General features: G+C 64.1%; 3 protein-coding genes and 2 pseudogenes. 3 read left to right on the top strand and 2 right to left on the bottom strand.

All coding sequences use genetic code 11. The features are described from left to right. Positions 1–172: pseudogene (locus APH27_RS26995) on the bottom strand (aromatic ring-hydroxylating dioxygenase subunit alpha); the annotation flags it as partial. Positions 173–401: 229 nt separating this feature from the next. After that, entirely contained in the window at positions 402–1,325 is a 924-nt protein-coding gene (locus tag APH27_RS25365; protein WP_060486216.1) for a LysR family transcriptional regulator, read from the bottom strand. A 518-nt stretch (positions 1,326–1,843) separates the two neighbouring features. Here APH27_RS25365 and iacA point away from each other — a divergent pair. From iacA to APH27_RS26990, 3 genes and pseudogenes are all read left to right on the top strand, one after another. Further along, positions 1,844–3,013 (top strand): indole-3-acetate monooxygenase, encoded by a 1,170-nt coding sequence (gene iacA, locus APH27_RS25360; protein WP_027919398.1) that lies wholly within the window; start codon positions 1,844–1,846, stop codon positions 3,011–3,013. Between the two features lie 17 nt (positions 3,014–3,030). Next, the gene (locus APH27_RS25355) at positions 3,031–3,393 is read left to right on the top strand and encodes a hypothetical protein (RefSeq protein ID WP_027919399.1); all 363 of its coding nucleotides are present in this window, start codon (positions 3,031–3,033) and stop codon (positions 3,391–3,393) included. A gap of 15 nt (positions 3,394–3,408) precedes the next feature. After that, positions 3,409–3,580: pseudogene (locus tag APH27_RS26990) on the top strand (aromatic ring-hydroxylating dioxygenase subunit alpha); the annotation flags it as partial.

Raw genomic sequence — 3,580 nt, 5'->3', positions numbered from 1 at the left:
CGTCGGGGACTTCGCTCTCGTGGGCGACCCAGATCCAGGTGCTGTGGAAGATTTTTTCCAGCTCGGCGTCGAACAGCGCCGGGTCGGTATACAGGGAGGTGTGGACGCGGTCGGGCTGCACCAGCTCGGCCGGGTCGACCGTCAGGTTGACGGCGGGGATCAGGTTGCTCACGGGGTCACCTATGGGGGCGATTTCTTATGGGAGCAACGCTAAAGGGCAGGGGGGAGGGGCTCAATGACAGCAGCGGGCAATGTCGTTGCGTTTTGTGCAACAAGAGCGGAGGCCGCTTTGCAGCCTTTTCGCGACACAAGGCCGCTCCTACAAGGGAATGTGATCTCCTGTAGGAGCGGCCTTGTGTCGCGAAATGGGCGCAACGCGCCCCAGCCATCCCAAGCCTTTCTCAGGCGCTAGCTGCCATGCGCACGGCCCTGGCCATCTCCGTGGCCAGCTCGCGGCTCAGGCCATCCAGGGTGCGCCCGCGCCGGGTGACGATCTGGATATCGGTCGCATTCATCGCCGGGCAATCGATGGCCAGCGCCTTGAACGTGCCGCTCTTGAGTTCGTCGATGATCGGCAACTCGGCCAGCAACGTGGCGCCCATGCCAGAGCGGACGAAGTCGAGGATCACCGCCAGCGAGTTGGAGGTGAGTGTGGGCACGATTGCAAACGGCTGGTCCTTGCACGCCGCGTCCGCCAGTTCGCGCACGCGAAAGTCTGCCCCCGGCAGCACCAGCGATTCACGTGCCACCTCTTCCAGGCTGACCGTGGAGCGCGCGGCCAGGCGGCTGTCGCGGTGCACGATCATGCGCAGTGGCTGGGCCAGGCTGTACAGACGCGTCAGGCGTGCGGTGGCGCTGGGGGCGAAGATCACGCCCAGGTGCGCTTCATCGGCCAGCACCCGGCGCTGCACTTCCAGCGAGGGCGCACTGATGATTTCGGCCTTGTGCGCGCCATGGGCATGCAGAAAACCCTGCAGCGAATTGATCGCCCGGGCACCCAGCAGGCCTTCGCCGATGGCGATCACCGTGGACGCCTGCTGCAGACCGCGCAGCGCGTCCAGGCGATCGACCAGTTGGGCATGTTGGCGGGTGCGTTCGACGTAGTAGTCCACCGCCGCCTCGCCGGCAGCCGTCAGGCTGATGCGGTGGGTGTCGGGGCGGACCAGCTTGATGTCCAGTTCCTCTTCCAGCCGGGCGATCTGCCGGCTGACCGATGAGGTGGCGACGCCCAGGGCTTCGGCGGCGGCGCGCATGGAGCCTTTGTCGTGGCTCAGGTGCAGATAACGCAGGCGATGGTCCTGCAAGTCGATGTGGCGGGTGGGCATGGCCTCGACCTCGGGGTAATCACGGCAGGCATTGGCGTGTCCCCATCGATCCTGGCGGGGCGCTTGCTGGGTTTTTTTATGGGCTCGGCGCAGCTGGCCGGCCTTGTCGCGCTCCTTGCCTGGCCATCCTACACCAGCTTTTTTCTCTCCGGAATCATGTGAAAAGTCGACTAAAAATTTTTCGGCATATCGCCCTGCAGGGTTATTTTTTTAGCTGATTTTCCATAGCGGGAAAGCGATATAAAAATTGATATTAATCAATTGGATATAAGGTTTCGCGCTGATTTTCAGGGTGGTCTCCCAACAGGTTATGGCTATTTTTAGCGTGAAAATTCAATTGACAATTCACGTAATCGGTCGCAAATTTTGGTCACCGGCACCTAAAACAAGAGAGACAGAACCATGCCGCCCGACCCAGCCTTTGCCCCCCTGCGTGGCCGCTGCTCGTCTTTGCCGAGCCTGGCTATTTCGCCGCCTGCCAAACAACACAAAAACCGCGCCTGAGACGGAGAATGTCCATGGATTCGCTTTGCCTGCGTGCCGCGCCTGTGTCGGCGCTCGCCTCCGGCCCTGCCTTCGAGGCCTTGCTTGACGGGGTGCGTGATCGTGCCCGCCTGGGTGAGTTCGATCGCCAGCGCCACATTTCCCGCGATGTGATCGATGCCTTCAAGGCCCATGGCGTGTACCGCGCCCTGGTGCCGAAACGCTTTGGCGGGCTGGAATGCTCGCCGGCGGCCTTCTGCGAAATGATCGAGCGCATCTCCCATGCCGACGGCTCGGCCGGTTGGGTTGCCAGCTTCGGCATGAGCCCGGTGTACCTGGCGGCGCTGCCGCTGGAGACCATCGCCGAAATCTACGGCAACAGCCCCGACACCGTGTTCGCCGGCGGCATCTTCCCGCCGCAACCGGCCGAGACCGTGCCCGGTGGCTTCAAGGTCAACGGCCGCTGGAAGTACTCCAGCGGCTCCATGGGCGCCGATATCGTTGGCGTCGGCATTGCCCCGCGCAACGGCGACAAGCTCGACCTGCCGCGCCTGGCGGTGCTGCCGCGCAGCCAGGCCCGCATCGAAGAAACCTGGGACACCGTCGGCCTGCTCGGCACCGGCAGCCACGACCTGCTGGTCGAAGACGTTGTGGTCGGCGAGCAATGGACCTTCGTGCGCGGTGGCAAGCCGAACCTCGACGAGCCGTTTTTCCGCTACCCATCGCTGTCGTTCGCCACCCAGGTGCTCTCGGTAGTCGGCTTAGGGATTGCCCGTGCCGCGCTGGACGAGCTGTCGGGCATGGCCAGCGGGCGCATCTCGGTAACCGGCGCCCCGGCACTGGCCGACCGCCCACTGGCCCAGGTCGACGTGGCCAAGGCCGAGGCGGCGCTGCGTTCGGCGCGGGCGTTCTTCTACGAATCCATCGAGCAGGCCTGGGCGCACGTGCTGGCCGGCGACCCGGTACCGATCGAGGTCACCAACCTGCTGCGCCTGTCCTCCACCCATGCCGCGCGTGTGGCCGCCGAAGTGGCGCGCAGCGCGCAGATGCTCTCGGGCATGACCGGCATCTACAACGAAAGCCCGCTGGCCCGCTGCGTCAATGACGCGCAAGTGGTCACCCAGCACGCCTTCATGGGCGACGTCACCTACCAGAACGCCGGGGCGATGTTCTTCGGCAAACAGCCCCTGCCGGGCTACCTGTAACTTTCGGGATTACTGACATGAGCGATAAGAAAGCCTTGCGCGTGCTGTTCTGCATGGGCATCAACCAGAACTTCTTCGATGCCCCGCGTGAGGAGCAACTGCAGGTGTGGGCCGCGTTCAGTGCGATGTGGAATGGCATCCACGACCTGGCCGGGGTCAACGTGCTGGGCAACATGGATGATGACCAGAGCATGGTCGGCCCGTCCGATGGCTTCCCCTGGACCACCTACCTGCTGGCCGACGTGCCGGACATCGAAACCGTGCATGCCGCCTGCAACCTGTTCCGCAGCACTGCGGTGGGCGAGGGGCCGTACAAGCTGTGGCGTTACGCCAAGGTCGAGGCCCGTGTCGGCCGCGAACTGATCATCCAGCGCGCCTGATTCGAGGAAGATGCCGTGACCAACCTGATCCCCGCCGTCAACCTGACGGTCGACCCGGCCGAGCTGGTGCAGCTCGACCGCGTCCACACCTCCCTGTACACCGACCCGGCGCTGTTCGACGCCGAGCTGGAAAAAATCTTCCACAGCACCTGGATCTGGGTCGCCCACGAAAGCGAAGTCCCCGACT

The organism is Pseudomonas sp. NBRC 111123, assembly GCF_001320205.1.
Lineage (GTDB): Bacteria > Pseudomonadota > Gammaproteobacteria > Pseudomonadales > Pseudomonadaceae > Aquipseudomonas > Aquipseudomonas putida_J.
Note: the sequence above shows the minus strand (reverse complement) of the source record. Positions and strands in the feature narration are given on the sequence as shown.